A 20601-nucleotide genomic window follows, 5' to 3' on the forward strand; every position below is an offset into this window, starting at 1 on the left:
CGGACGAGACGTCCCCGCGCCCGCCCTGACCCGGCTGCGAACCTCGCGGGCCGGGTCCCGGTGACTCAGGTAAAACTGATCTTGTATCCGTCCGTCCGCAGGGAGCCCAGCACCTCCTCGGAGTGCACCGGCCCCCTGGTCTCCAGCTGGAGCTGCACCTCGACCTCGCCGGGGTGCATGCCCAGCCGCTCGTGCACGACGTCGAGCACGTTGGCGCCGAGTTCCGCCAGCCTGACCAGCAGCGTCGCCAGCGCCCCCGGCCGGTCGGAGAGCGGCACCCGCACGGTGAGATAGCGCCCCGCCGCGGCCAGGCCGTGCCGGAGCACCTTGGCCAGCAGCAGCGGGTCGATGTTGCCCCCGGAGAGCACCGCCACCACGGGCGGCTCGAAGACCCGCGGGTGGGCCAGGATCGCGGCCACCCCGGCCACCCCCGCCGGCTCGACGACCTGCTTGGCCCGTTCGAGACAGAGCACCAGCGCCTGGGAGATCTGACTCTCGGTGACGGTGACGACGTTGTCGACCAGATAGTGGATCAGCTCGAAGGGCAGCTCACCCGGGCGGCCCACGGCGATGCCGTCGGCCATCGTCGAGGCGGGCCGGACCTCGACCGGATGCCCGGCGGCCAGCGACGCCGGGTAGGCGGCGGCCCGCTCGGCCTGGACCCCGACGATCCGCACGCCCGGCCTCAGCGACTTGACCGCCAGCGCGACCCCGGCGGCCAGCCCGCCGCCGCCCAGCGACATCACGATCGTGCCGACCTCGGGGAGCTGCTCCACGATCTCCAGCCCGATCGTGCCCTGCCCGGCGATGACGGCGGGGTGGTCGAAGGGATGGATGAACACCGCTCCGGTCCGCTCGGCATGCTCCCTCGCCCGTTCCAGCGCGACGTCCACGGTGTCTCCCGCGAAGATCACCTCGGCGCCGTACGAGCGGGTGGCGGCCACCTTGGGCAGTGGCGCTCCCTGCGGCATGTAGACCGTCGAGGAGGTCCCGACCAGTCCGGAGGCGAGCGCCACGCCCTGCGCGTGGTTGCCCGCACTGGCCGCGACCACCCCTCGCCGCCGCTCGCTCTCGGTCAGCCCGGCGATCCTGACGTACGCCCCCCGGATCTTGAAGGAACCCGAGCGCTGCAGGTGCTCGCACTTGAGGTGGACGGGCCCGCCGGCGATGCCCGACAGCACGTGTGAGTGGAGCAGCGGGGTGCGCAGGGCGACGTCGGCCAGCGACTCGCGCGCGGCGACCACATCCTCGTAGGTCACCTGGGACTCCGACATGCGGGCCATCGTACGGCGCGCGCTCGCGCTTTCGCACCGGACCGGGCGGGAACGCGCGCCGGACGGGACTCCGGCCACCACTTGCGATCGCCCCAGTCGCTTACAAGAACTTCACAAGACGGTGCGGGCAGACTCACGGAGACGGGATCGGAATCGGTTCCTGGACAACACGGAGCGCAAGATGTACGCGGTGGCTCACACCGGGGGGGCAGGGTGTCCTGAGATGACGGACGGGCGGTTCACGAAGGAGGAGTACGTCGAATGGGCGCGGCGGTGGCTCGGCGACCGCCCGATCCCCGGCGAGCTGCTGCGGATGGTCGCCATCCAGGCCGACCGGCCCCTCGACGCGGGCCGGGAGGCCGACCCGCTGTGCGAGATGGAGATCACCGTGCTGGGACCGGGGAGCACCCACCCGGTGTTCGACGACGACGTCAACCGGGATATCGGCGGGTCCTGGTCGGAGGTGCTGAGCCACCTGTTCCCCGTCGTGGAGACGGTCAACTCGCCCTCGTACGGCGATGGCGTGTACGGATACTGGCTGCACCCGGATGAGCGGGCGGAGCGACCGCCGATCGTCGCGATCGACAGCGAGGGCACCTTCTTCGTGCCGAGGGGCAGCACCCTCCTTGAGGCGCTGATCAACGATTCCGGCGTCGACGGTGCGGCGTTCGAGCGCCTGGCGGACCGGTTCGCCGCCGTCGGCCTGCCGATCTCCCCGCGCAGCCGTGCCGAGATCCCCTCGTCCGCCATCGTCATGGACCCCGAGATACTGGAGAAGATCGTGGACGCCGAACACCGAGCGGCCCACACCGCGAGCAGAGCCCTCGCCTCGCGATGACCGTCCGGTCCGAATGGCGGGATCGATCGTTTCTCGGTCCACCCGGCTTCGGCGACGAGCGGCTCAAGATCTGCTGGTCTTAGGGGTGGCCGGCGGATGGGCGGGCGGAGAAGACCAGGACCGAGGCGGTGAAGCCGTGGACGTGGTTGTGGCCGCCCACCGGGCCCACCTCTCCCGCGGCGAAGAACCCGGCCACCCCGATGGGGCCCAGGGTGTCGCGGACGGCGACGGCGTCGTGGTCGGCGCTGCCGAACATGGCCGAGCCCCGGCCGTTGCAGGAGAACAGCAGGGCACCGTCCACCCGGCCGAACTCCTCTCGGTGGGCGTCAAGCAGCTCGTACAGGTCCTCGTCGGCGGTGGCGGCGTCGCGGACCTGGAACCGGACGGTACGCCCGATCTCGACGACGTCGCCGATGGCCACCGCCTCACGTTCGGGGTCGATGCCGAGCACACCCCTGATCAGGAAGTCGCCGCGCTCGTGCCGCTCCGCGTACTCGTCCATGGCGATGCCGATCTGCAGCCCCGAGGCGACCAGGTCGCGGTCGTCCTCGTCCAGGGCGCTGACGATCTCCTCCAGCCGCGCCAGGGCGGGCTGCCCCGCGAGTTCGAGCAGCAGGTTGTCCTCGACGGAGGTGACGGCCATCGTCGGGCCGATCGGGCGGCAGCCCTGGCTGACCACGGTGCTGACGTTGAGGTCACCGCTGAGCAGCACCCCGACGGCCCCCTCCGTGTAGATCCTCCCGTCGGCGAACAGCCGCACCGCGCCGCGGCCCTGGATCGCGTTGGCCAGGCCGCCGATCAGCGGAAGATCTCCCATGACCTCCTCTGAGCGCTCGACGAAACCGTCGGCGGGGAAGGTGTAGGGGTCGGCGAGCAGGATGGCGGCATGATCGTCGGGGCCGCGGTCGGGCAGGCCGACCACGACGAAGCGATCGTCGGTCCGCAGCGTGTCGAGCGCGAAGGTCGTCAGCCTGGCCCCGCCGAGGGTGGCGGCCCAGGCGCTGACCGCCGGGGTGACCTCCACCCCCTGCCCGTCACCGATGACCCCGGTGGCGCTGCAGCCAAGGACGGCGGCGCCCGGTGCCATGCTCATCGCACGCAGTCCGGCGCGGGAGACGTCGTCGGGATCGTCCCCGCAGATGAAAAAGCAGAGCAGGTCAGCGGGTCCGGACAGACCGGACAGAGCTTGGCGCACCGCGGTCTCGGCTGCGGCGACCAGATCGGACCCCACCGCGAGGCCATCGGCGAAACGGCTCGTCATCAGCGCCACTCGTCTCGCCTCTCCCTCTTGTCTGACGGCTCGCCCGGGAGTGACCGTGGTCTCGCCCGAAGCTCGCCGTGAAGTTCGTGAATGCCGGAACCCTCTGACGTCCCCCTCCGAGGCCGTCCTGAGGCTTGATCCTGAAGTCATCCGGTGTCTTGTCTTGGAGCGATTCTCCCCACTGCCGACACAAGCACTCGTGTCAAGCCCCACACAATAGTCAAGATCCGAAAGAGGGATGAGCGTGCCGGATCGGGTCTTGTGGACGTAGGCTCGATCCCGTGCCTCAAATCCCAGAGCCACGTACTCTGCGCGAGCTGCGCACGAGCGGCCATATTCACCGTACGGTAAAGGCCGAGATCCGTGAGAACCTCCTGGCCCGCCTGCGGGCAGGAGAGTCGCGGTTCCCCGGCATCGTGGGCTTCGACGACACCGTCCTGCCATACCTGGAGCGGGCGCTGCTCGCCGGGCATGATCTGGTCCTGCTCGGTGAGCGTGGCCAGGGCAAGACCCGGTTGATCCGCACCGTGACCGGGCTCCTCGACGAGTGGACCCCCGTCGTCGAGGGCTGCGAGATCAACGACCATCCCTACCAGCCCTCGTGCGTCCGCTGCCGCCGCCTGGCCGACGAGGCGGGTGAGGAACTGCCGATCTCCTGGAAACACCGGGACGAGCGGTACGGCGAGAAACTCGCCACCCCGGACACCTCCGTCGGCGACCTGATCGGCGACATCGATCCGATCAAGATCGCTGAGGGGCGCACGCTCGGCGACCCGGAGACCGTCCACTACGGCCTGGTCCCCAGGAGCAACCGGGGCGTGTTCTCCGTCAACGAGCTGCCCGACCTGGCCGAGCGCATCCAGGTCTCGCTGCTCAACGTGCTGGAGGAGCGCGACATCCAGGTCAGGGGCTACAACCTGCGCCTGCCCCTGGACATCCTGCTGATCGCCAGCGCCAACCCCGAGGACTACACCAATCGCGGCCGGATCATCACCCCGCTGAAGGACCGTTTCGGCGCCGAGATCCGCACCCACTACCCGCTCTCGATCGAGACCGAGCTGGTGCTGATCCGTCAGGAGGCCGCTCTCGACCAGGTGGGCGCCGACCTGCCCGACCACCTGATCGAGGTGATCGCCCGCTTCACCCGGCTGGTCCGCGAGTCCACCGCCGTGGACGCGCGCTCGGGCGTCTCGGCACGCTTCTCCATCGCCGCGGCCGAGACCGCGGCCGCCTCAGCCATCCGGCGTGCGGCGCTGACCGGCGAGGACCACGCGGTGGCCAGGGTCGCCGACCTGCCGGGGATCGTGCACACGCTCCGCGGCAAGGTGGAGTTCGAGGTCAGCGAGGAGGGCCGGGAGACCGAGGTGCTCTCGCACCTGCTCCGCAGGGCGGTGGCCGAGACGTTCCGCGGCACGCTCGGCGGCATGGACCTGGCCCCGCTGCTGGACAGGTTCGCGGAGGGCGTCCAGGTCGAGTCGGGGGTGACGGTCCCGGCGGCCGAGCTGCTGCGCAGGATCGGCCCGGTGCAGGGCCTGGCGAAGATCATGTCCCAGCTCGGCATCGGCGACGAGTCGCCCGGCCACGCCGCCGCCGCGCTGGAGTTCGCCCTGGAGGGCCTGTACCTCCTGCGCCGGCTCTCCAAGGACGAGGTGGACGGCACGACGACCTACCGCACCTGAGGTGTCTGGCATGAGCTATCGCTATGGCGAATACCGGGACGGGCCCGACCCGCTCGCCCCTCCGTACGACGTCCGTTCGGCGCTGGACCGGATGGGCGACGCGATCCTGTCCGGTTCCAACCCCGCCCACGCCCTGCGGGACCTGCTCAAGGAGGGCCTGCCGGGCGCGCAGAATCGGCGCGGGCTTGACGATCTGCTCCGCGAGGTGCGGCGGCGGCGCCGGGAGCTGCGCGAGCGCGGGCGCCTGGACGGCACGCTGGAGCGGGCCAGGGCACTGCTGGACAAGGCGATCGGCCAGGAGCGGGCCGAGCTGTTCCCCGACCCCTCGGACGAGGCCAGGCTGCGTGAGGCGGAGCTGGCCGCTCTCCCCGACGACACGGCGAGCGCCATCCGGGAACTGGGGGACTACCAGTGGCGCTCGGCCGCCGCCAGGCAGACCTTCGAGGAACTGCGCGACCTGCTGCGCGGGGAGGTGCTCGACAGCCAGTTCCGCGGCATGCGGCAGGCCCTGGCCAATCCCGACCCCGCCGCCATGGAGCGGGTCAGGGAGATGATGTCCGACCTGAACGACATGCTCGACCGGGATGCCCGCGGCGAGCACACTCAGGCTGATTTCGAGCAGTTCATGTCGAAATATGGGGACATGTTTCCGGAGTCGCCGCGGAACCTGGAGGAGCTGGTCGACACCCTCGCCCGGCGGGCCGCGGCCACCCAGCGCCTGCTGGCCTCCCTGACCCCGGCCCAGCGCGAGGAATTGGGCCGGCTGATCGAGCAGACGCTCGCCCAGGCCGGGCTGGACGAGCAGATGCGTCGCCTGGGCGAGTCCCTGTACGCCCGCCGCCCCGACCTCGCCTGGAACACCCCGGAGCGGCTGAGCGGCGACGAGCCGATGGGGATGTCCGACGCGGTGAGCGCGCTGGACGAGCTCGCCGACCTGACCCAGCTGGAGGCCGCGCTCCGCCAGGACTACCCCGGCGCCCGGATGGACGACATCGACGAGGCCGCGATCCGGCGTGCCCTCGGCCGGGCGGCCGTCGACGACCTGCAGGCGCTCAGGCAGGTCGAGCGCGAGCTGGAGCAGCAGGGCTACCTGCTGCGCCGGCGCGGCAAGCTGGAGCTCACCCCGAAGGCCGTCAGGCGCCTGGGGGAGACCGCGCTGCGCCGCGTCTTCGCCTCCCTGGAGAGCGGACGCCGCGGCGATCACGACCAGGTGGACGCCGGCTCGGCCGGTGAGCTCACCGGCTCCTCACGGCCCTGGCGGTTCGGCGACGAGCAGCCGATCGACGTGGTCCGCACGGTGATCAACGGCGTCCGGCGCGGAGGGAGCACCGGCGCGGTGACCCTGTCCGTCGACGACTTCGAGGTGGCCGAGACCGAGCGGCGTACGGCGGCGGCGGTCTGCCTGCTGGTCGACCTGTCCTATTCGATGGCGCTCCGCGGCACCTGGGCAGCCGCCAAGCAGACGGCGATGGCGCTGCAGGCGCTGGTGGCCTCGAAATTCCCGCAGGACTCGGTGCAGATCATCGGCTTCTCCAACTACGCCCGTGTGCTGCAGCCCGACGAACTGGCGGGCCTGGAGTGGGACATGGTCCAGGGGACGAACCTGCACCACGCCCTGCTGATCGCCGGGCGCCACCTGGACCGCCACCCCGACTTCGAGCCGGTCGTGCTCGTGGTCACCGATGGTGAGCCCACCGCCCACCTGCGGCGCAACGGCTCGGCGGCCTTCGAGTGGCCGCCCACCCAGGAGACGCTGGAGCTGACGCTCGCCGAGGTCGACAAGATGACCCGGCGCAGGGCGACGCTCAACGTCTTCATGCTCGCCGATGACGAGCGTCTGAAGGATTTCGTCAACGAGGTCGGGCGACGCAACGGCGGCCGGGTCTTCTCTCCCGGCGCCGACCGCCTGGGAGAGTACGTCGTCAGCGACTTCCTGCGGGCCCGCCGCACGCGCTGACGGGTCCCCGGCCTACTTGAGGGCCCAGAAGTCGGCGTAGCCGTCGAGCGCCAGGTCGAAGCCGTCGTGGTAGTGGCGGTAGGAGCGGTAGCAGGGACGCCACGCCGTGCTGTTGCCGACACCCGCGCGGGCGTCGGCGATCGCGGAGGGGATCCGCCGGGGAGAGAGCAGGAGGCCGCCGCCGAGATAGCGATCGTCGGCGAGGACCGTGGGGGTGCCCGGGTCACCGCTCGCGTAGCGGCCACGGCGCCAGCCGCTCTCCTCGTCCCAGACCAGCGCGTCGCCTCCGGTCAGGCGGACGGTGACGGTGCGCGGGTCACAGGGCCCCTGCCACCAGCTCTCGACCTGGTCACCCAGGGCTTCGACGACGAGACCGGCATAGTGGGCCGGCTGCTCCCGCCACTCCTCGGTGTACGGCTCAACGTGTTTGACAGCCACGGCTGGCACTCCTTCGTGCCGTCTTATCTCTGTTCGGCGGAAGGCCCGCCCGGCACGACCACGACTTCGCCGCCGGTCTCATCACACGGGAACGGACTCATTCGATCCTACTCATCCCCGGGTGTGCTCAGAGCAGGATTCGAAGATCGACCACCCCGCAAACCGTGACCCTTCCGTAACAACGTCTTCGGGACTGCCGCCGTCTACCCAGTAAAGAAAGTTCACCAACTCAAGGGGGAGGAATGAGTCCGATGCTCGCGGGAATTCTCGTGGCACTGATGCTCATTGGCTGCGTCTGCTTCGAGTTGTGCATGGTCCCGCACGGCCGGGACAGGCACGACACCATCGACGGCGAGTGACATCCCCCCGGATGTCCGGCCGACCCGGTCTTCACGGCACCCGCGGAACGACCAAGGGGCCGGGACCCGCCCGCCCGCCGCACCGGAACCTCCTTCAAAAGATCACTGCAGGTCGGTGACGGCCAAGCGAGCCGTACCCAGAAGAGATCGACGAAGACTAATGTCTGGCGCATGACAGACCTGCTGCTCTGGCTGCACATCGGCTTTTCGATCTTCGCCCTGGGCCCGGTGACCGCCGCCATGATGTCCACTCCCAGATTCATCCGTGCCAAGAACGTCGACGTCCTGCGCTACCTGCACAAGACCACCCGTATCTACGGCTTCGCCTCCCTGGGGATCTTCCTGTTCGGCCTGCTGCTGGGCCGCGAGTTCCTCGGCAGGCCGTACCTGTCGGTCTCCATGACGCTCTTCATCGTCACCTTGGGACTGCTGTTCATGGTGGCCCGCGACCAGGGCGCCGCCATCCGGGTCCTCTCCAGCGAGAGCCCGGAGGACGACGCCAAGGTTCAGGTCGGCCGGATCGCCGCGCTCTCCGGCGTGATCGTGCTGATCTGGATCGTCATCCTGGCGCTGATGGTCTGGTTCAACCCAGCCTGAGCACGCCCGCGCTCCTACCCCAGTGCCTGGGTGAGGTCGGCGAGGAGATCGTCGATCGACTCGATGCCGACCGACAGGCGGACCAGGTCACCGGGGACCTCCAGCGGCGAACCCGCCACGGAGGCGTGGGTCATCCGGCCGGGGTGCTCGATCAGCGACTCCACACCGCCGAGCGACTCGCCCAGGGTGAACAGCCTGGTCCGGTCGCACACCTCGACCGCCTCGGCCTCCCCTCCGGCCATCCGGAAGGAGACCATGCCGCCGAAGCGCCTCATCTGCTTGGCCGCCACCTCGTGACCGGGGTGATCGGCCAGGCCCGGATAGAGCACCGAGGTGACCCGCGGATGGGCGAGTAGCAGATCCACCACCCGCTCGGCGTTCTCGCAGTGGCGGTCCATCCGCACCCCGAGCGTCTTGAGACCGCGCAGCGTCAGCCAGGCGTCGAACGGCCCGGCCACCGCGCCCATCGCGTTCTGGTGGTACGCGAGCTCCTCGCCCAGCCCGGCGTCGCCTGCGACGAGCGCGCCGCCGACCACGTCGGAGTGGCCGCCCACGTACTTGGTGGTGGAGTGCACGACGACGTCCGCGCCCAGCGCCAGCGGCTGCTGCAGGTACGGGGAGGCGAAGGTGTTGTCCACCACCAGCAACGCGCCGCAGTCGCGCGCGAGCTGGGCCAGGGCCGCGATGTCCGCGATGCCGAGCAGCGGGTTGGTGGGCGTCTCCACCCAGATGATCCTGGTCTTCTGGGTCACCGCGGCCGCCACCGCCGCCAGGTCGCCCAGCGGCACCGGGTCGTAGTGCAGCCCCCAACGCTCGTGCACCTTGGCGAACAGACGGTAGGTGCCCCCGTAGGCGTCGTTCGGGATGATGACATGGTCGCCCGGCTTGCAGATCGTGCGGAGCACCGTGTCCTCGGCCGCCAGGCCCGAGGCGAAGGCCAGACCGCGGCTGCCGCCCTCGACCGCGGCCATGGCCTCTTCCAGCGCCGTCCTGGTCGGGTTGGCCGACCGGCTGTACTCATATCCGGCGCGCAGACCGCCCACGCCGTCCTGCTTGTAGGTGGACACCGCGTAGATCGGCGGAACCACCGCCCCGGTGTAGGGGTCGGGTTCCTGACCTGCGTGGATGGCCAGCGTCTCGAATCCTTGGTTCATGGGGTCAACGCTACTCGCAACATTGGCGCCCACAGAGCACGGACAACCACACCACACCGCCCTCCAGGCACTCCCTCGGCACCGCCCTCCAGGCACTCCCTCGGCGCACTCCCCCACTGAGGAGCACGAACAACCACACCACACCACCCTCCACGCACTCCCCCACTGAGGAGCACGGACAACCGCACCGCCTCCACTGAGGAGCACGGACAACCGTTACACACCGCCCTTCGTTACTCCCTCGGCGCGCTCCCCGGTGATCCGCGAGAGCAGGACCGGGTCGGCGAGCGTCAGGGCGACGCCGACCAGCAGGCCGGCGACCGGCAGCAGAATTCCAACGACAGTCATTTCTCTCTCCCCCTTCGACGTCTCAAGCATCGGTGCGACCGCCCCGGTACCGCCTCCGCTGAAGGGCCGGTTCGAACCGGGACGGCTCAGCCGAACGGCCGATACCTCACCTCCCCCTTCAGGTTTAGGCTCTGGGACCGTGGGGGAAACGAACCGGCTCGTCTACTGGGTCAAAAGGCTCAGCGAGATCGCGTTGATCGGCTGGCTCCTCCTGCTCCTGTTGCTCGACGTTCTGATCATGACGAGCGCGAGCGGGGAGGCGATGTGGCCGGTTCTGGTGTGCGGTGTGCTGGGCGTCGCGGCGGTGCTGTGGCGCCGCCGCCTGCGGGTCGGCGGGTTCGTCGCCCTGCTGACGGTGTCGTTCCTGTGCAGCCTGGCCGTCGGCATCGCCGGGGGTAACGGCGGACCCGGCCTGGCCGAGATCGGAACGCTGCTGGTCCTCACCGTCGGCGGACTGCGCGCGATCGAGCCGGTGCGGCGGGCCGCGCTGTTCTCGCTGGCGGCGATGGTCGTGCTGGAGGCCTCCTGCGTACGCCTGAACGAGACGACCGCCAGTGTGGTCACCGGCTTCCTGCTCTTCGTGAGCTGGTCGTTCGCCGCCGGTATCGGCGCCTACCTCCGCTTCCAGCAGGAGCGCCGCAGGGAGGCCGTGGAATCGGTACGGCGGGCCGAGCGCCTGGAGCTGGCCAGGGAGCTGCACGACCTGGTCGCCCACCACATCACCGGGATCGTGGTGCAGGCGCAGGCCGCCAAGGTCGTCGCCGAGCGGAAGCCGGAGGCCGTGATCCCCTCTCTGGAGGCGATCGCCGGCGCCGGGGCCGACGCGCTGACCTCGATGCGCCGCCTGGTCAGCGTGCTCCGCGCGCAGGACGAGGCCACCCGCTCACCGGGCAGCACGCTCATGGACATGCGCACGATGGTCGAGCGTTTCTCCGCTACCGGCCCCCAGGTCGCCTTCGACATCGGTCAGGGCATCACCGACGGCAGCATGGCCCCGGAGGTGATGACCACCCTCCACCGGGTCCTCCAGGAGTCGCTGACCAACGTCCGCCGGCATGCTCCCGGCACCGGCTGGGTCGAGGCGGACCTGAGGCTGACCGACGGCTCCGACCTGCGCGCCTGGGCCGAGAGCAGGCGCACGGGGAACGGCTGGGAGCCGGGGAACCGGGAGAACACGGCCGGGGACGCCGTGCGGCTGCGGGTGCGCAACTACGGCTCGGCGTCCGATGTCAGGATCTCCCACCTCGGCGGCGGCTTCGGCCTGGTGGGCATGGCCGAGCGCGTCGAGGCGCTCGGCGGCAGGCTCATGGCCGGGCCCACCCATTCCGGTGCCTGGGAGGTGACGGCCGAGTTCCCCCTCTGACCCGCAGAGACGCTCCGAACCCCGACCGGGGTCTCCCGGCCGGCGTTCGGGTGGTCTCAGTGGTCGGCGGGCTCAGTGGTTGGCGAGGAAGGCCAGCAGGTCCTGGCGGGTGAGCAGCCCGACGGGCTTGCCGTTGTCGAGGACGACCGCGGCGTCGGCCTTCTCCAGCGCCTCGACGGCGATGGAGATCGGCTCCCCCGCGCCGAGCGTCGGCAGCGGCTGCGACATGTGCGCCGCCAGCGGGTCGGTCGGCCGCACCCGGCCGCGGTACAGGGCGTCCAGCAGGTCTCGCTCCAGGATCGAGCCGACCACCTCGGCGGCCATGACCGGCGGCTCCTCCTTCATCACCGGAAGCTGCGACACGCCGTACTCGCGCATGATCGAGATGGCCGTGTCGACCGACTCGTACGGGTGGGTGTGCACGAACTCCGGCATACCGGAGTTCTTGCGGGTCAGCACGTCCTTGACCAGGCCCTCGTCGCTGTAGGTGGTCAGGAAGCCGTAGTCGGCCATCCACTCGTCGTTGAAGATCTTCGAAAGGTAGCCGCGGCCACCGTCGGGCAGCAGCACCACGACCACGTCGTCAGGGCCGGCCTGCGAGGCCACCCGCAGCGCCGCCACCGTCGCCATGCCGCAGGAGCCGCCCACCAGCAGCGCCTCCTCGCGGGCCAGGCGGCGGGTCATGCCGAAGGAGTCCTTGTCGGAGACCGCGATGATCTCGTCGCAGATCGTGGTGTCGTAGGTGGCCGGCCAGATGTCCTCGCCGACGCCCTCCACCAGGTACGGCCGCCCGGTGCCGCCGGAGTAGACCGAGCCCTCCGGGTCGGCGCCGATGATCTTAACCCGGCCGCCGGAGACCTCCTTGAGATAGCGGCCGGTACCGCTGATCGTGCCACCGGTGCCGACGCCCGCCACGAAGTGGGTGATCCGGCCCTCGGTCTGCTCCCAGATCTCCGGGCCCGTGGAGTGGTAGTGGCTCTCCGGGTTGTTCGGGTTGGAGTACTGGTCCGGCTTCCAGGCGTTCGGCGTCTCCTTGGCCAGCCGGTCGGAGACGGAGTAGTAGGAGTCGGGGTGATCGGGAGAGACCGCCGTCGGGCAGACCACGACCTCGGCACCGTAGGCGCGCAGCACCGCGATCTTGTCCTGGGCCACCTTGTCCGGCACCACGAACAGGCACTTGTACCCCCGCTGCTGCGCCACGATGGCCAGGCCGATTCCGGTGTTGCCCGAGGTGGGCTCCACGATCGTGCCCCCCGGCCGCAACTCGCCCGACTTCTCGGCGGCGTCGATCATCCGCACCGCGATGCGGTCCTTCACCGAACCGCCTGGGTTGAAATACTCCACCTTCGCCAGCACCTGGGCGGAAATACCCTCCGTCACCTTCTGCAGCCGGACGAGAGGGGTGTTGCCCATCAGTTCGACGAGCGAATCATGTACGCGCACCGGGATATCACCTCGAAATACCAAAGCTCTGTCAGCTTGTTGTGTTGATCGCCGTGGTCCCATGGGGGTGGCGGGACCTCGACCATGTTCCAAGGCAACGCTACCGCCCCGTACGGAGGGAGCAACGTCACGTGATCTGGACACCCGGGACGGCGCGAGCCGCCCGTCGCATCGCCGCGGCGGCCGCACTGGGAGGGGGAGGCGTCACCCTGCTCGGCGCGGCGACCTACGGGCTGCTGCTGGCCGAGGCGATGGTGGCCCGCCGCGCGGTCGGCCGCCCGCACGGCATGGACGGACCGCCTTCTGACGGCGTGTACGGGGCCTTCGGCGGCGAGCCGATCCGGATGGCCATGCTCGGTGACTCCACCTCCGTCGGCCTGGGCACCACGGACCCCGCGGAGACACCCGCCGTGCTGATCGCCAACGGGCTGGCCGTGATCGCCGAGCGGCCGGTGCGGCTGACCGTGGCGGGCAGGTCGGGGGCGACCTCCGCGGAGCTGGGCGACCAGGTCGACGAGGCGCTCAAGGCCCGGCCCGAGATCGCGGTCATTTTCATCGGCGCCAACGACGTCACCTCGCAGACCATACCGGCCCAGGCCGTACGACACCTGCAGAAAGCGGTCCGGCGGCTGCGGGAGGCGGGGGCGGAGGTGGTCGTGGGCACCTGTCCCGACCTCGGCACGGTCAGGCCGATCGCGCAGCCGCTGCGCTGGGTGACCAGGCGATGGAGCCGCCAGCTGGCCGCCGCGCAGACCGTCGCCGTGGTCGAGGCGGGCGGGCGGACCGTGGCCTTCGCGGACCTGCTGGGGCCGGAGTTCGACATGAACCCGTCGGAGATGTTCGGCCTTGATCGTTATCACCCATCTAGCCAAGGCTATCTCCAGATAGCTTACGCAGTGCTACCTTCCGTATGCAGTGCGTTGGAGCTTTGGCCCGAACCTCGCGTCCAGCGCGCTGAGTCGATCTACCTCGCGGCGGCCAAGGCCGCGGAGGAGCCCGGCGCCGAGGTCTCCGCGACCCGTGTCGCCGGTCGGGCGACCGGACCCCAGGGACGATGGGTGACCTTGCTCGGCCGGAGGCCAGGAAAGCGGCCCGACAGCGCCTGAACACGGTCACCCTCCGCCGCGAAGCCGTAACGCCTCGCCCGCATTGGAGTGGAATACCCGTGATCCGGCCCCTCGCGAAACCGGCCCTGGTGCTCGCCGGAGCTCTGACCCTGGGCGGCTGCTCCGGCAGTGAAGCGGCCACCCCTGACCATCCCACCTGGCACAACACCGAGGTGAACGTGGTCAGCCGCACCACCGTCGCCGATGGCGTCGCCATGGCGACCTCCATGAAGCCGGATGGCACGCTGGAGGCGGTGGCCGTCGACCTCGCCACCGGCAGGAAGCTGTGGTCTCACCCCTCGACCATGGCGGGCCGCCTGCCGGGGATGGGGGTGCCCGCTCCCGCGATCGTCGAGACCGCCACCGGGCAGACCGTCGCGGTGACGGTCGACCCCGCCAGGCGGGGGCGCTGGAAGGCCACGCTCGTCGGCCTCGACGCCAGAACCGGGGCACGCAGATGGAGCCGCCCGGTGCACTCCACCTTCGGCCCCCAGCGGTGCGGAGCCTTCGTGTGCGTGTCCGAGCACACCGCGCTCGCGAGCGCCCGCGTCGTCGTGCTCGATCCGGTCACCGGCAGGATCGCGTGGAAGCTCCCCGGCATCGCCGAGGTCGAGTGGTCCGACACCTCCCGCGTGGTCTTCCTCCGCCTCGCCCGCCATCCCGTCCTGGAGTCGCACGACCTGAAGACCGGCAAGGTCATCTGGCGGGTCCCCGTCGAGCAGGCCCTCGGCTCCGGGGTCGACCTGTCGGGCGGCTGGTCCTTCGGCGCGACGACGGGAAACCTCGTCGGGTACGTCGCCCCCTACACCAACCCGAAGACGAGCAAGGTCTCGGCCTTCGGCCTGTTCTCCGTCAAGCTCGCCGACGGCACCGTCAACTGGATGCGCCCGTCGGTGGTCCGCGTCTATCCCAGCGGCAGCCCCGGCTTCGCACCGGTGGTCCGCCCGGTCGACCAGCAGGGCCAGTACGGCGGGTTCGCCCGGCTGGAGGCCGACAGCGGCCGGGTGCTCGGCCAGATCTCCGCCGAGCAGGTTCCCGAGTCCGGCTGGTGGCTGGCCTTCCCACCCCGGATGGAGAAGGTCGGTTTCCTGCGACACGACAAGCCGGGCAACACGTTCGACCTTTCCACCGGCCGCAACGCCGATGTCAAGGACGAGCACGGCTGGTCCTTCTGCGCGACCGATCCCAAACCGCTCGCGCTCAAGGGCCAGAACTCCGGGTTCTACTCGGTGGCCTCGCTGTGCGAGTTCAGGCTGGCCGACGGCAAGCGGGTGTCCGGCCCGGGCGTCCCGCCCGCCTGGTTCACCGGCAGCCAGAACGGCTGGCGGATGTGGCGCGACGAGAAGGGCGGCCTCCACGGGATCAAGGACGGCGACGGCACCTCGCCCGGCATGTACGGCTGACATCCGCGGCCGATGTGTGAGACCGGCACCGGGCACATCCGCGGCCCGTGAGGGCGATCGACTCGCGACAGTGCCCCGTCCCCGGACGGGGCACTGTGCACCTAGTACAAAGTTCTGTTTCAATGCCGCCCTGGGCGTGGCTTCGGGCATACCGCACGGTACGCTCCGCTGGAGGAGCAGATACGAACCCAGGAGAGCCACATGCCCGAGGCAGTCATCGTCGCGACCGCGCGCTCGCCCATCGGACGCGCCTTCAAGGGGTCCCTCAAGGAGATCCGCCCCGATGACCTGACAGCACAGATCATCCAGGCCGCGCTCGCCAAGGTCCCCCAACTCGACCCGACCACGATCGACGACCTCATGCTGGGCTGCGGCCTGCCGGGCGGCGAGCAGGGCTTCAACATCGGCCGCGTGGTCGCCACCCTGCTCGGCCTGGACGGCGTGCCCGGCACCACCGTGACCCGCTACTGCTCGTCCTCCCTGCAGACCACCCGGATGGCGCTGCACGCGATCAAGGCGGGCGAGGGCGACGTGTTCGTCTCGGCGGGCGTGGAGTGCGTCTCCCGCTTCGCCAAGGGCAACTCGGACTCGCTGCCCGACACGCAGAACGCGCTGTTCGACGACGCCCGCGCCCGTTCGGTCATGGCCGCCGAGGGCGGCGGCGAGGTCTGGCACGACCCGCGCGAGGACGGCCTGCTGCCCGACATCTACGTGGCGATGGGCCAGACCGCGGAGAACCTGGCCGGGCTGAAGGGCGTCTCCCGGCAGGAGCAGGACGAGTTCGGCGTCCGGTCCCAGAACCTGGCGGAGAAGGCCATCGCCAACGGCTTCTGGGCGAAGGACATCACCCCGGTGACCCTGCCCGACGGAACCGTGGTGAGCAAGGACGACGGCCCCCGCGCCGGCACCACCTACGAGGCCGTCTCGACCCTCAAACCGGTCTTCCGGCCCGACGGCACGGTCACCGCGGGCAACTGCTGCGCGCTGAACGACGGCGCCGCCGCGGTGATCGTGATGAGCGACACCAGGGCGGCCGAGCTCGGCATCACCCCGCTCGCCCGGATCGTCTCCACCGGCGTGACCGGCCTGTCCCCCGAGATCATGGGCCTGGGCCCTGTCGAGGCCTCGAAGCAGGCCCTGGCCAGGGCGGGCATGTCCATCGGCGACGTGGACCTCGTCGAGATCAACGAGGCGTTCGCCGCCCAGGTCATCCCGTCCTACCAGGATCTCGGCATCGACATCGACAGGCTCAACGTCAACGGCGGCGCCATCGCGGTGGGCCATCCCTTCGGGATGACCGGGGCCCGCATCACCTCCACCCTGATCAACAGCCTCGCCTTCCATGACAGGTCGATCGGGCTGGAGACCATGTGCGTCGGCGGCGGTCAGGGCATGGCCATGGTCCTGGAACGCCTCAGCTGAGGCCGGGGCCGGGACTGATCCCCGAGGCCCCGGTCAGCCGTGGACGTCGGGGCCGGCACGGGTGATCGTGATCTTCACGATCACCCGCCGGTCCCGCTCCATGGCGGCCCGGTAGTCGTCCCAGTCGGGGTGCTCACCGGAGATGTCGCGGTAGTAGGAGACCAGGGTCTCCATCGCCTCGGGCAGCGAGATGATCTCCGCGGTGCCGTCGATCTGGATCCATTCGCCGAAGAAGGCGTCGGTGGTCACGCAGAGCGAGAGTCGCGGGTCCCTACGCAGGTTGCGGACCTTGGCCGCGGTCTCCCTGGTGCTGACGATCGGGTTCCCCTCCGCGTCGAGCCCCACGGTGACCGGGGAGAGCTGCGGGCGTCCGTCCGCGTGCGAGGTCAGCATGACCGCGCGATGGTTGGCGCGGATGAATCCGCGCGCCTTTTCATGATCCATGAGCTCATCATGGCGCACATGACAGAGCCCGCACCACCAAGGTGGCGCGGGCTTGGCGAAGATAGTCGACTTACAGGTGGCGGGTACGGCGGTGCCGCTCGTGCTCGTGCACTATGGCGGCGGCATAGCCGTGGGACAGCCCGTGCTCGTCCGCGAGCCAGGTGGCGCGCTCATCACAGCGAAGGAACGACGGACCGTTGTCGATTGCTCGGAACCACTCGGGGAGTGCACGTCCCGTGATATCCGGGACCCTTGCGATCAGCTTGCTCTGCGTCTCCATTGAGTGGTTCAACGACATGGGCACCTCCACGGATAGGCTCCTTTGCTCGACAGTGCATCACGAAAGCGCAGATGGCAAGCCCCGAGATGCTCTCTCTCGTCGCGGTTCGTCTATCCCCCGTTGCCTTCCGTTCACTCACACATCCGCTCAGAAAAAAAGAAGACCCCGCCGGATCGAATCCGGCGGGGCCTCCTGGCGTCACAGTCAGTCGCTACTCGAGAAGTAGCTCAGCAGGCGCAGGATCTCCAGGTAGATCCAGACCAGGGTGACGGTCAGGCCGAAGGCCATCAGCCACGAGTACTTCTCCGGGGCACCGGCCCGCACCCCGCGCTCGACCTCGTCGAAGTCCAGCAGCAGGAAGAAGCAGCCGATGAGGATCGCGGCGATGCTGAACACGTAGGCCAGCGGACCACCGGAGCGGATGCCGATGCCGTCCTCGATGAAGAAGCCGGCGAGCAGGTTGACGAGCATGAGACCCATCAGGCCCAGACCCGCGGCCACCACGAACTTGGTGAACTTCGGCGTCACCCGGATGATGCGCAACGCGTAGACCGTCAGCATGGCACCGAACGCCAGGGCCGTGCCGAGCACCGCCTGGAAGACGATGCCGCTGTACAGGTTGTTGTAAACGTGGCTGATCACGCCGATGGCGACGCCGTACGCCACCGAGTACCCGAGGATCAGCGCGGGGTTGGTGCTCTGCTTGAACGAGATGACCAGGGCCAGCACCAGGCCGACGATGACGCCGACGATCGCCGCGACCATACCGAGGTTGAGCGCCCAGGCGACCGCCGCCGAGACAACGAGCGTGCCGAGCGTGATGAAGCCACGCACGACCACGTCGTCGATCGTCATCGTCCGCTGTGCGGGCGGCGCGTACGACGGCGTGTTGTACATTCCCTGAAGCTGGTCAGGGGTGGGGGTCGGCATGCCCCATCCCTGCTGATTCCCCTTGGCCTGCCGACTGAATACGGGGTTCTTGCTCTCCATCGCTGCCTCCACGCTGCGACCTACGCGATCAGCGTATTAGATCGGTTGTCACACGGCCGTATCGTGCTGATATCCATGTTGTTCAAGTGACCGTACGGCTACCGCCGATGTTGCCAACGAACGGTCGGCGCGTCTGGTTCCCGGACCTCACATCTCCTTCGCCGATCTCTCGTCGAAAAGGCGCTGCGACGCCTCGACCTCGTCGAGGTTGCGGCGCGCCCACTCGCAGAGACCGGTCACGGTGACCGAGAGATCGCGGCCGATCCGGGTGAGCACGTATTCCACCTTGGGCGGCGAGGTCGGATAGACGTTGCGCTCGACGATGCCGTCGCGCTCCAGCGCCCGCAACGTCCGGGTCAGCATGCGCTGGTTGATCCCCTCGATCCGCGCCTTGAGCCGGGAGAACCGCTGGGCCTCGTGCCCCAGGGCCGCGATCACCAGCAGGGACCACTTGTCCCCGATGTGATCGATCACTTGCCGGGCGATCCCATTGGCCCGAAGCATCGGCTCCAGGTTCGCCTCGTTTCCCATGGTTACTATTTTATACCAGGGTCCCACCGAATCCCAAGCAGTAAGAAAAATCGGCCCGTGACCACATTTGCACTGGTCACGGACCGATTGTCGAATGGGCAATGCGGTACCCCCGGAGGGACTCGAACCCTCACTCGAACCCTTTTAAGGGGTTTGCCTCTGCCATTGGGCTACGGGGGCGCCTAATCATACGTAACGGACCACTCATGCGTAACTGCTCAAGCCAACCGTCGCATGACTCACTGCTCCAAATCTACGGACCCGCCCTGGATTCGGGAACCCGGTCAAGGAATAGCACACCGTCGGCAACGACGAATCCGGGGGTGGACGCGAGTGTCCACCCCCGGAGAGGCTCAGGTCGTCGCCGCGGCGCGGAACTCCGTACGTGGCTCCTCGATCTCTCCGAGAGAGACGGTCTCGCGCTTGAAGAAGAGCGCCAGGGTCCAGTCGGCCGTCACCCGGACCTTGCGGTTGATCGTGGGCACCCGCGACAGATGGTAGGTGCGGTGCATGAACCACGCGGCAAGCCCGCGGAGCTTGATCCCGTAGACGTTGGCGACCCCCTTGTGCAGGCCCAGCCCCGCGACGGAGCCGACATACCGGTGCCGGTAGTCGATCTGCTCCTTCCCGTGGAGCCTGCGGGTGATGTTGTCGGCGAGGACCTTGGCCTGCCGTACGGCGTGCTGGGCGTTGGGCGCGCAGTACTGGCCCGGGTTGGTCACGTCGGGTACGCCCGCCACGTCTCCGGCCGCGTAGGCGTCCTCGACGCCGACCACGGTCAGCCGGGTGCTCGTCTTGATCCGGCCACGCTCGTCGAGGGGCAGGTCTCCGGCGTTGACGACCGGGCTGGGCTTCACCCCGGCGGTCCACACGATGGTGGCGGACTCGAACTCGTCGCCGTCGGAGAGCTTGACCAGGCCGCCCTCGCAGGAGTCGAGGCGGGTGTTCATCTTGACCTCGATACCGCGCTCGCGCAGCTGCTCGGCGGTCCACTTGCCCATCTCGGGACCGACCTCGGGCAGGATGCGGTCGGTGGCCTCCACGAGGACCCAGCGCATGTCCTCGCGGGAGATGTTGCGGTAGTAGCGGGTGGCGTCGACCGCCATGTCCTCCAGCTCCGCGAGCGCCTCGACACCCGCGAAGCCGCCACCGACCACGACGAACGTCAGCGCCCGCTTGCGCAGGGCCTCGTCGCCGTCGCTCTCGGCCCGGTCGAGGAGCTCGAGCACCCGGTTGCGCAGCGCGATCGCCTCTCCGACGGTCTTGAAACCGATCGCGGCGTCGGCCAGGCCCGGAATGGGGAGCGTACGGGAGATCGAGCCCGCGGCCATGACCACGATGTCGTAGTCGATCTCGTGCGCCGTGCCGACGTTGGGCGCGAAGGTGAGGCTCTTGGCGGCGTGGTTGACCTTGGTCACCTTGCCGTTGAGGATCGTCGCCTTCGAGAGCACGCGCCTGAGCGGGACGACCACGTGCCGGGGCGAGAGGTTTCCGGCGGCCGCCTCGGGCAGGAAGGGCTGGTAGGTCATGTGGGACTCGGGGGTGAGGACAGTGATTCGCACGCTTCCTTCGCGCAGTTCCTTGCGGAGCGTGTGCTGCAGGCGCAGCACGGTGTAAAGGCCGACATAGCCTCCACCGACCACCACGATGTGCTTGGAGTTGCGGTCCACTTCGACGCCTTCCTTAAGTCTCGAGGCTTGTGAAACCTTTCACA

Annotated in this window: 19 protein-coding genes and 1 tRNA gene; 8 read left to right on the forward strand and 12 right to left on the reverse strand. The window is 69.3% G+C overall.

Translation table 11 applies throughout. The features are described 5' to 3' along the window. Positions 1-65: 65 nt before the first annotated feature. A complete protein-coding gene (gene ilvA / locus ABT061_RS36565; RefSeq protein ID WP_350926736.1) occupies positions 66-1274 on the reverse strand; it encodes a threonine ammonia-lyase in 1209 nt (402 codons plus the stop codon). Positions 1275-1497: 223 nt separating this feature from the next. Here ilvA and ABT061_RS36570 point away from each other — a divergent pair, with 223 nt between their 5' ends. Further along, positions 1498-2112 carry a hypothetical protein gene (locus tag ABT061_RS36570; protein WP_350926738.1) on the forward strand — a complete coding sequence of 205 codons (615 nt, stop codon included), beginning with the start codon at positions 1498-1500 and terminating at the stop codon, positions 2110-2112. A gap of 79 nt (positions 2113-2191) precedes the next feature. On the opposite strand, the gene ABT061_RS36575 is transcribed toward ABT061_RS36570, so the two are convergent. Then, the gene (locus tag ABT061_RS36575) at positions 2192-3373 is read right to left on the reverse strand and encodes an FIST signal transduction protein (RefSeq protein WP_350926740.1); all 1182 of its coding nucleotides are present in this window, start codon (positions 3371-3373) and stop codon (positions 2192-2194) included. Between the two features lie 281 nt (positions 3374-3654). Between ABT061_RS36575 and ABT061_RS36580 the strand changes: the two genes are divergently transcribed. Both ABT061_RS36580 and ABT061_RS36585 read left to right on the forward strand, forming a co-directional pair. After that, on the forward strand, positions 3655-5052 hold the full coding sequence (locus ABT061_RS36580) for a sigma 54-interacting transcriptional regulator (protein WP_350926742.1): 1398 nt from the start codon (positions 3655-3657) through the stop codon (positions 5050-5052). A 10-nt stretch (positions 5053-5062) separates the two neighbouring features. After that, on the forward strand, positions 5063-7009 hold the full coding sequence (locus ABT061_RS36585) for a vWA domain-containing protein (protein ID WP_350926744.1): 1947 nt from the start codon (positions 5063-5065) through the stop codon (positions 7007-7009). A 12-nt stretch (positions 7010-7021) separates the two neighbouring features. Here the strand turns inward: ABT061_RS36585 and ABT061_RS36590 are convergent, their stop codons facing one another. Next, positions 7022-7447 (reverse strand): DUF6292 family protein, encoded by a 426-nt coding sequence (locus ABT061_RS36590; RefSeq protein WP_350926746.1) that lies wholly within the window; start codon positions 7445-7447, stop codon positions 7022-7024. Positions 7448-7977: 530 nt separating this feature from the next. On the opposite strand from ABT061_RS36590, the gene ABT061_RS36595 reads away from it, so the two are divergent. After that, complete coding sequence (locus ABT061_RS36595) at positions 7978-8403, forward strand: hypothetical protein (RefSeq protein ID WP_350926748.1); 426 nt, start codon at positions 7978-7980, stop codon at positions 8401-8403. Positions 8404-8417: 14 nt separating this feature from the next. Here ABT061_RS36595 and ABT061_RS36600 read toward each other — a convergent pair whose 3' ends face one another. Both ABT061_RS36600 and ABT061_RS36605 read right to left on the reverse strand, forming a co-directional pair. Beyond that, positions 8418-9557 (reverse strand): cystathionine gamma-synthase, encoded by a 1140-nt coding sequence (locus ABT061_RS36600; protein ID WP_350926750.1) that lies wholly within the window; start codon positions 9555-9557, stop codon positions 8418-8420. 216 nt (positions 9558-9773) lie between these two features. Continuing rightward, the gene (locus tag ABT061_RS36605) at positions 9774-9905 is read right to left on the reverse strand and encodes a hypothetical protein (RefSeq protein ID WP_350926752.1); all 132 of its coding nucleotides are present in this window, start codon (positions 9903-9905) and stop codon (positions 9774-9776) included. A gap of 139 nt (positions 9906-10044) precedes the next feature. Between ABT061_RS36605 and ABT061_RS36610 the strand changes: the two genes are divergently transcribed. Continuing rightward, positions 10045-11268: a sensor histidine kinase gene (locus ABT061_RS36610; protein WP_350926754.1), complete on the forward strand. Its 1224-nt coding sequence runs from the start codon at positions 10045-10047 to the stop codon at positions 11266-11268. Between the two features lie 72 nt (positions 11269-11340). Here ABT061_RS36610 and ABT061_RS36615 read toward each other — a convergent pair whose 3' ends face one another. After that, complete coding sequence (locus ABT061_RS36615) at positions 11341-12711, reverse strand: cystathionine beta-synthase (protein ID WP_350926756.1); 1371 nt, start codon at positions 12709-12711, stop codon at positions 11341-11343. A gap of 131 nt (positions 12712-12842) precedes the next feature. On the opposite strand from ABT061_RS36615, the gene ABT061_RS36620 reads away from it, so the two are divergent. The 3 genes from ABT061_RS36620 (at position 12843) to ABT061_RS36630 (ending at position 16642) form a co-directional block, all read left to right on the forward strand. After that, complete coding sequence (locus ABT061_RS36620) at positions 12843-13817, forward strand: SGNH/GDSL hydrolase family protein (protein WP_350926758.1); 975 nt, start codon at positions 12843-12845, stop codon at positions 13815-13817. Positions 13818-13876: 59 nt separating this feature from the next. After that, positions 13877-15220, forward strand: a complete 1344-nt coding sequence (locus tag ABT061_RS36625; protein ID WP_350926760.1) for an outer membrane protein assembly factor BamB family protein — start codon at positions 13877-13879, stop codon at positions 15218-15220. Positions 15221-15421: 201 nt separating this feature from the next. Next, on the forward strand, positions 15422-16642 hold the full coding sequence (locus ABT061_RS36630; RefSeq protein ID WP_350926762.1) for an acetyl-CoA C-acetyltransferase: 1221 nt from the start codon (positions 15422-15424) through the stop codon (positions 16640-16642). Between the two features lie 33 nt (positions 16643-16675). On the opposite strand, the gene ABT061_RS36635 is transcribed toward ABT061_RS36630, so the two are convergent. The 6 genes from ABT061_RS36635 to ABT061_RS36660 form a co-directional block, all read right to left on the reverse strand. Continuing rightward, on the reverse strand, positions 16676-17086 hold the full coding sequence (locus ABT061_RS36635) for a PPOX class F420-dependent oxidoreductase (RefSeq protein WP_350926764.1): 411 nt from the start codon (positions 17084-17086) through the stop codon (positions 16676-16678). 70 nt (positions 17087-17156) lie between these two features. Next, positions 17157-17384 (reverse strand): DUF4287 domain-containing protein, encoded by a 228-nt coding sequence (locus ABT061_RS36640; RefSeq protein WP_350926868.1) that lies wholly within the window; start codon positions 17382-17384, stop codon positions 17157-17159. Between the two features lie 186 nt (positions 17385-17570). After that, the gene (locus ABT061_RS36645) at positions 17571-18356 is read right to left on the reverse strand and encodes a Bax inhibitor-1/YccA family protein (protein ID WP_350926766.1); all 786 of its coding nucleotides are present in this window, start codon (positions 18354-18356) and stop codon (positions 17571-17573) included. A 147-nt stretch (positions 18357-18503) separates the two neighbouring features. Continuing rightward, positions 18504-18887, reverse strand: coding sequence for a winged helix-turn-helix transcriptional regulator (locus ABT061_RS36650; protein WP_350926768.1), 384 nt, complete (start codon positions 18885-18887; stop codon positions 18504-18506). Positions 18888-18994: 107 nt separating this feature from the next. Then, positions 18995-19067, reverse strand: a tRNA-Leu gene (locus tag ABT061_RS36655). A 173-nt stretch (positions 19068-19240) separates the two neighbouring features. Then, positions 19241-20557: an NAD(P)/FAD-dependent oxidoreductase gene (locus ABT061_RS36660; protein ID WP_350926770.1), complete on the reverse strand. Its 1317-nt coding sequence runs from the start codon at positions 20555-20557 to the stop codon at positions 19241-19243. Positions 20558-20601: the final 44 nt, after the last annotated feature.

It is taken from the genome of Streptosporangium sp. NPDC002544 (assembly GCF_040295965.1).
Classification (GTDB): Bacteria; Actinomycetota; Actinomycetes; order Streptosporangiales; family Streptosporangiaceae; genus Streptosporangium.

Excerpts from the sequence above, each read along its gene's own strand:
- ilvA (WP_350926736.1), bottom strand. The coding sequence starts at position 1,274 with ATGTCGGAGTCCCAGGTGACCTACGAGGATGTGGTCGCCGCGCGCGAG.
- ABT061_RS36635 (WP_350926764.1), bottom strand. The coding sequence starts at position 17,086 with ATGGATCATGAAAAGGCGCGCGGATTCATCCGCGCCAACCATCGCGCG.
- ABT061_RS36585 (WP_350926744.1), top strand. The coding sequence starts at position 5,063 with ATGAGCTATCGCTATGGCGAATACCGGGACGGGCCCGACCCGCTCGCC.
- ABT061_RS36595 (WP_350926748.1), top strand. The coding sequence starts at position 7,978 with ATGACAGACCTGCTGCTCTGGCTGCACATCGGCTTTTCGATCTTCGCC.
- ABT061_RS36645 (WP_350926766.1), bottom strand. The coding sequence starts at position 18,356 with ATGGAGAGCAAGAACCCCGTATTCAGTCGGCAGGCCAAGGGGAATCAG.
- ABT061_RS36570 (WP_350926738.1), top strand. The coding sequence starts at position 1,498 with ATGACGGACGGGCGGTTCACGAAGGAGGAGTACGTCGAATGGGCGCGG.
- ABT061_RS36575 (WP_350926740.1), bottom strand. The coding sequence starts at position 3,373 with ATGACGAGCCGTTTCGCCGATGGCCTCGCGGTGGGGTCCGATCTGGTC.
- ABT061_RS36600 (WP_350926750.1), bottom strand. The coding sequence starts at position 9,557 with ATGAACCAAGGATTCGAGACGCTGGCCATCCACGCAGGTCAGGAACCC.
- ABT061_RS36605 (WP_350926752.1), bottom strand. The coding sequence starts at position 9,905 with ATGACTGTCGTTGGAATTCTGCTGCCGGTCGCCGGCCTGCTGGTCGGC.
- ABT061_RS36640 (WP_350926868.1), bottom strand. The coding sequence starts at position 17,384 with ATGTCGTTGAACCACTCAATGGAGACGCAGAGCAAGCTGATCGCAAGG.
- ABT061_RS36650 (WP_350926768.1), bottom strand. The coding sequence starts at position 18,887 with ATGGGAAACGAGGCGAACCTGGAGCCGATGCTTCGGGCCAATGGGATC.
- ABT061_RS36630 (WP_350926762.1), top strand. The coding sequence starts at position 15,422 with ATGCCCGAGGCAGTCATCGTCGCGACCGCGCGCTCGCCCATCGGACGC.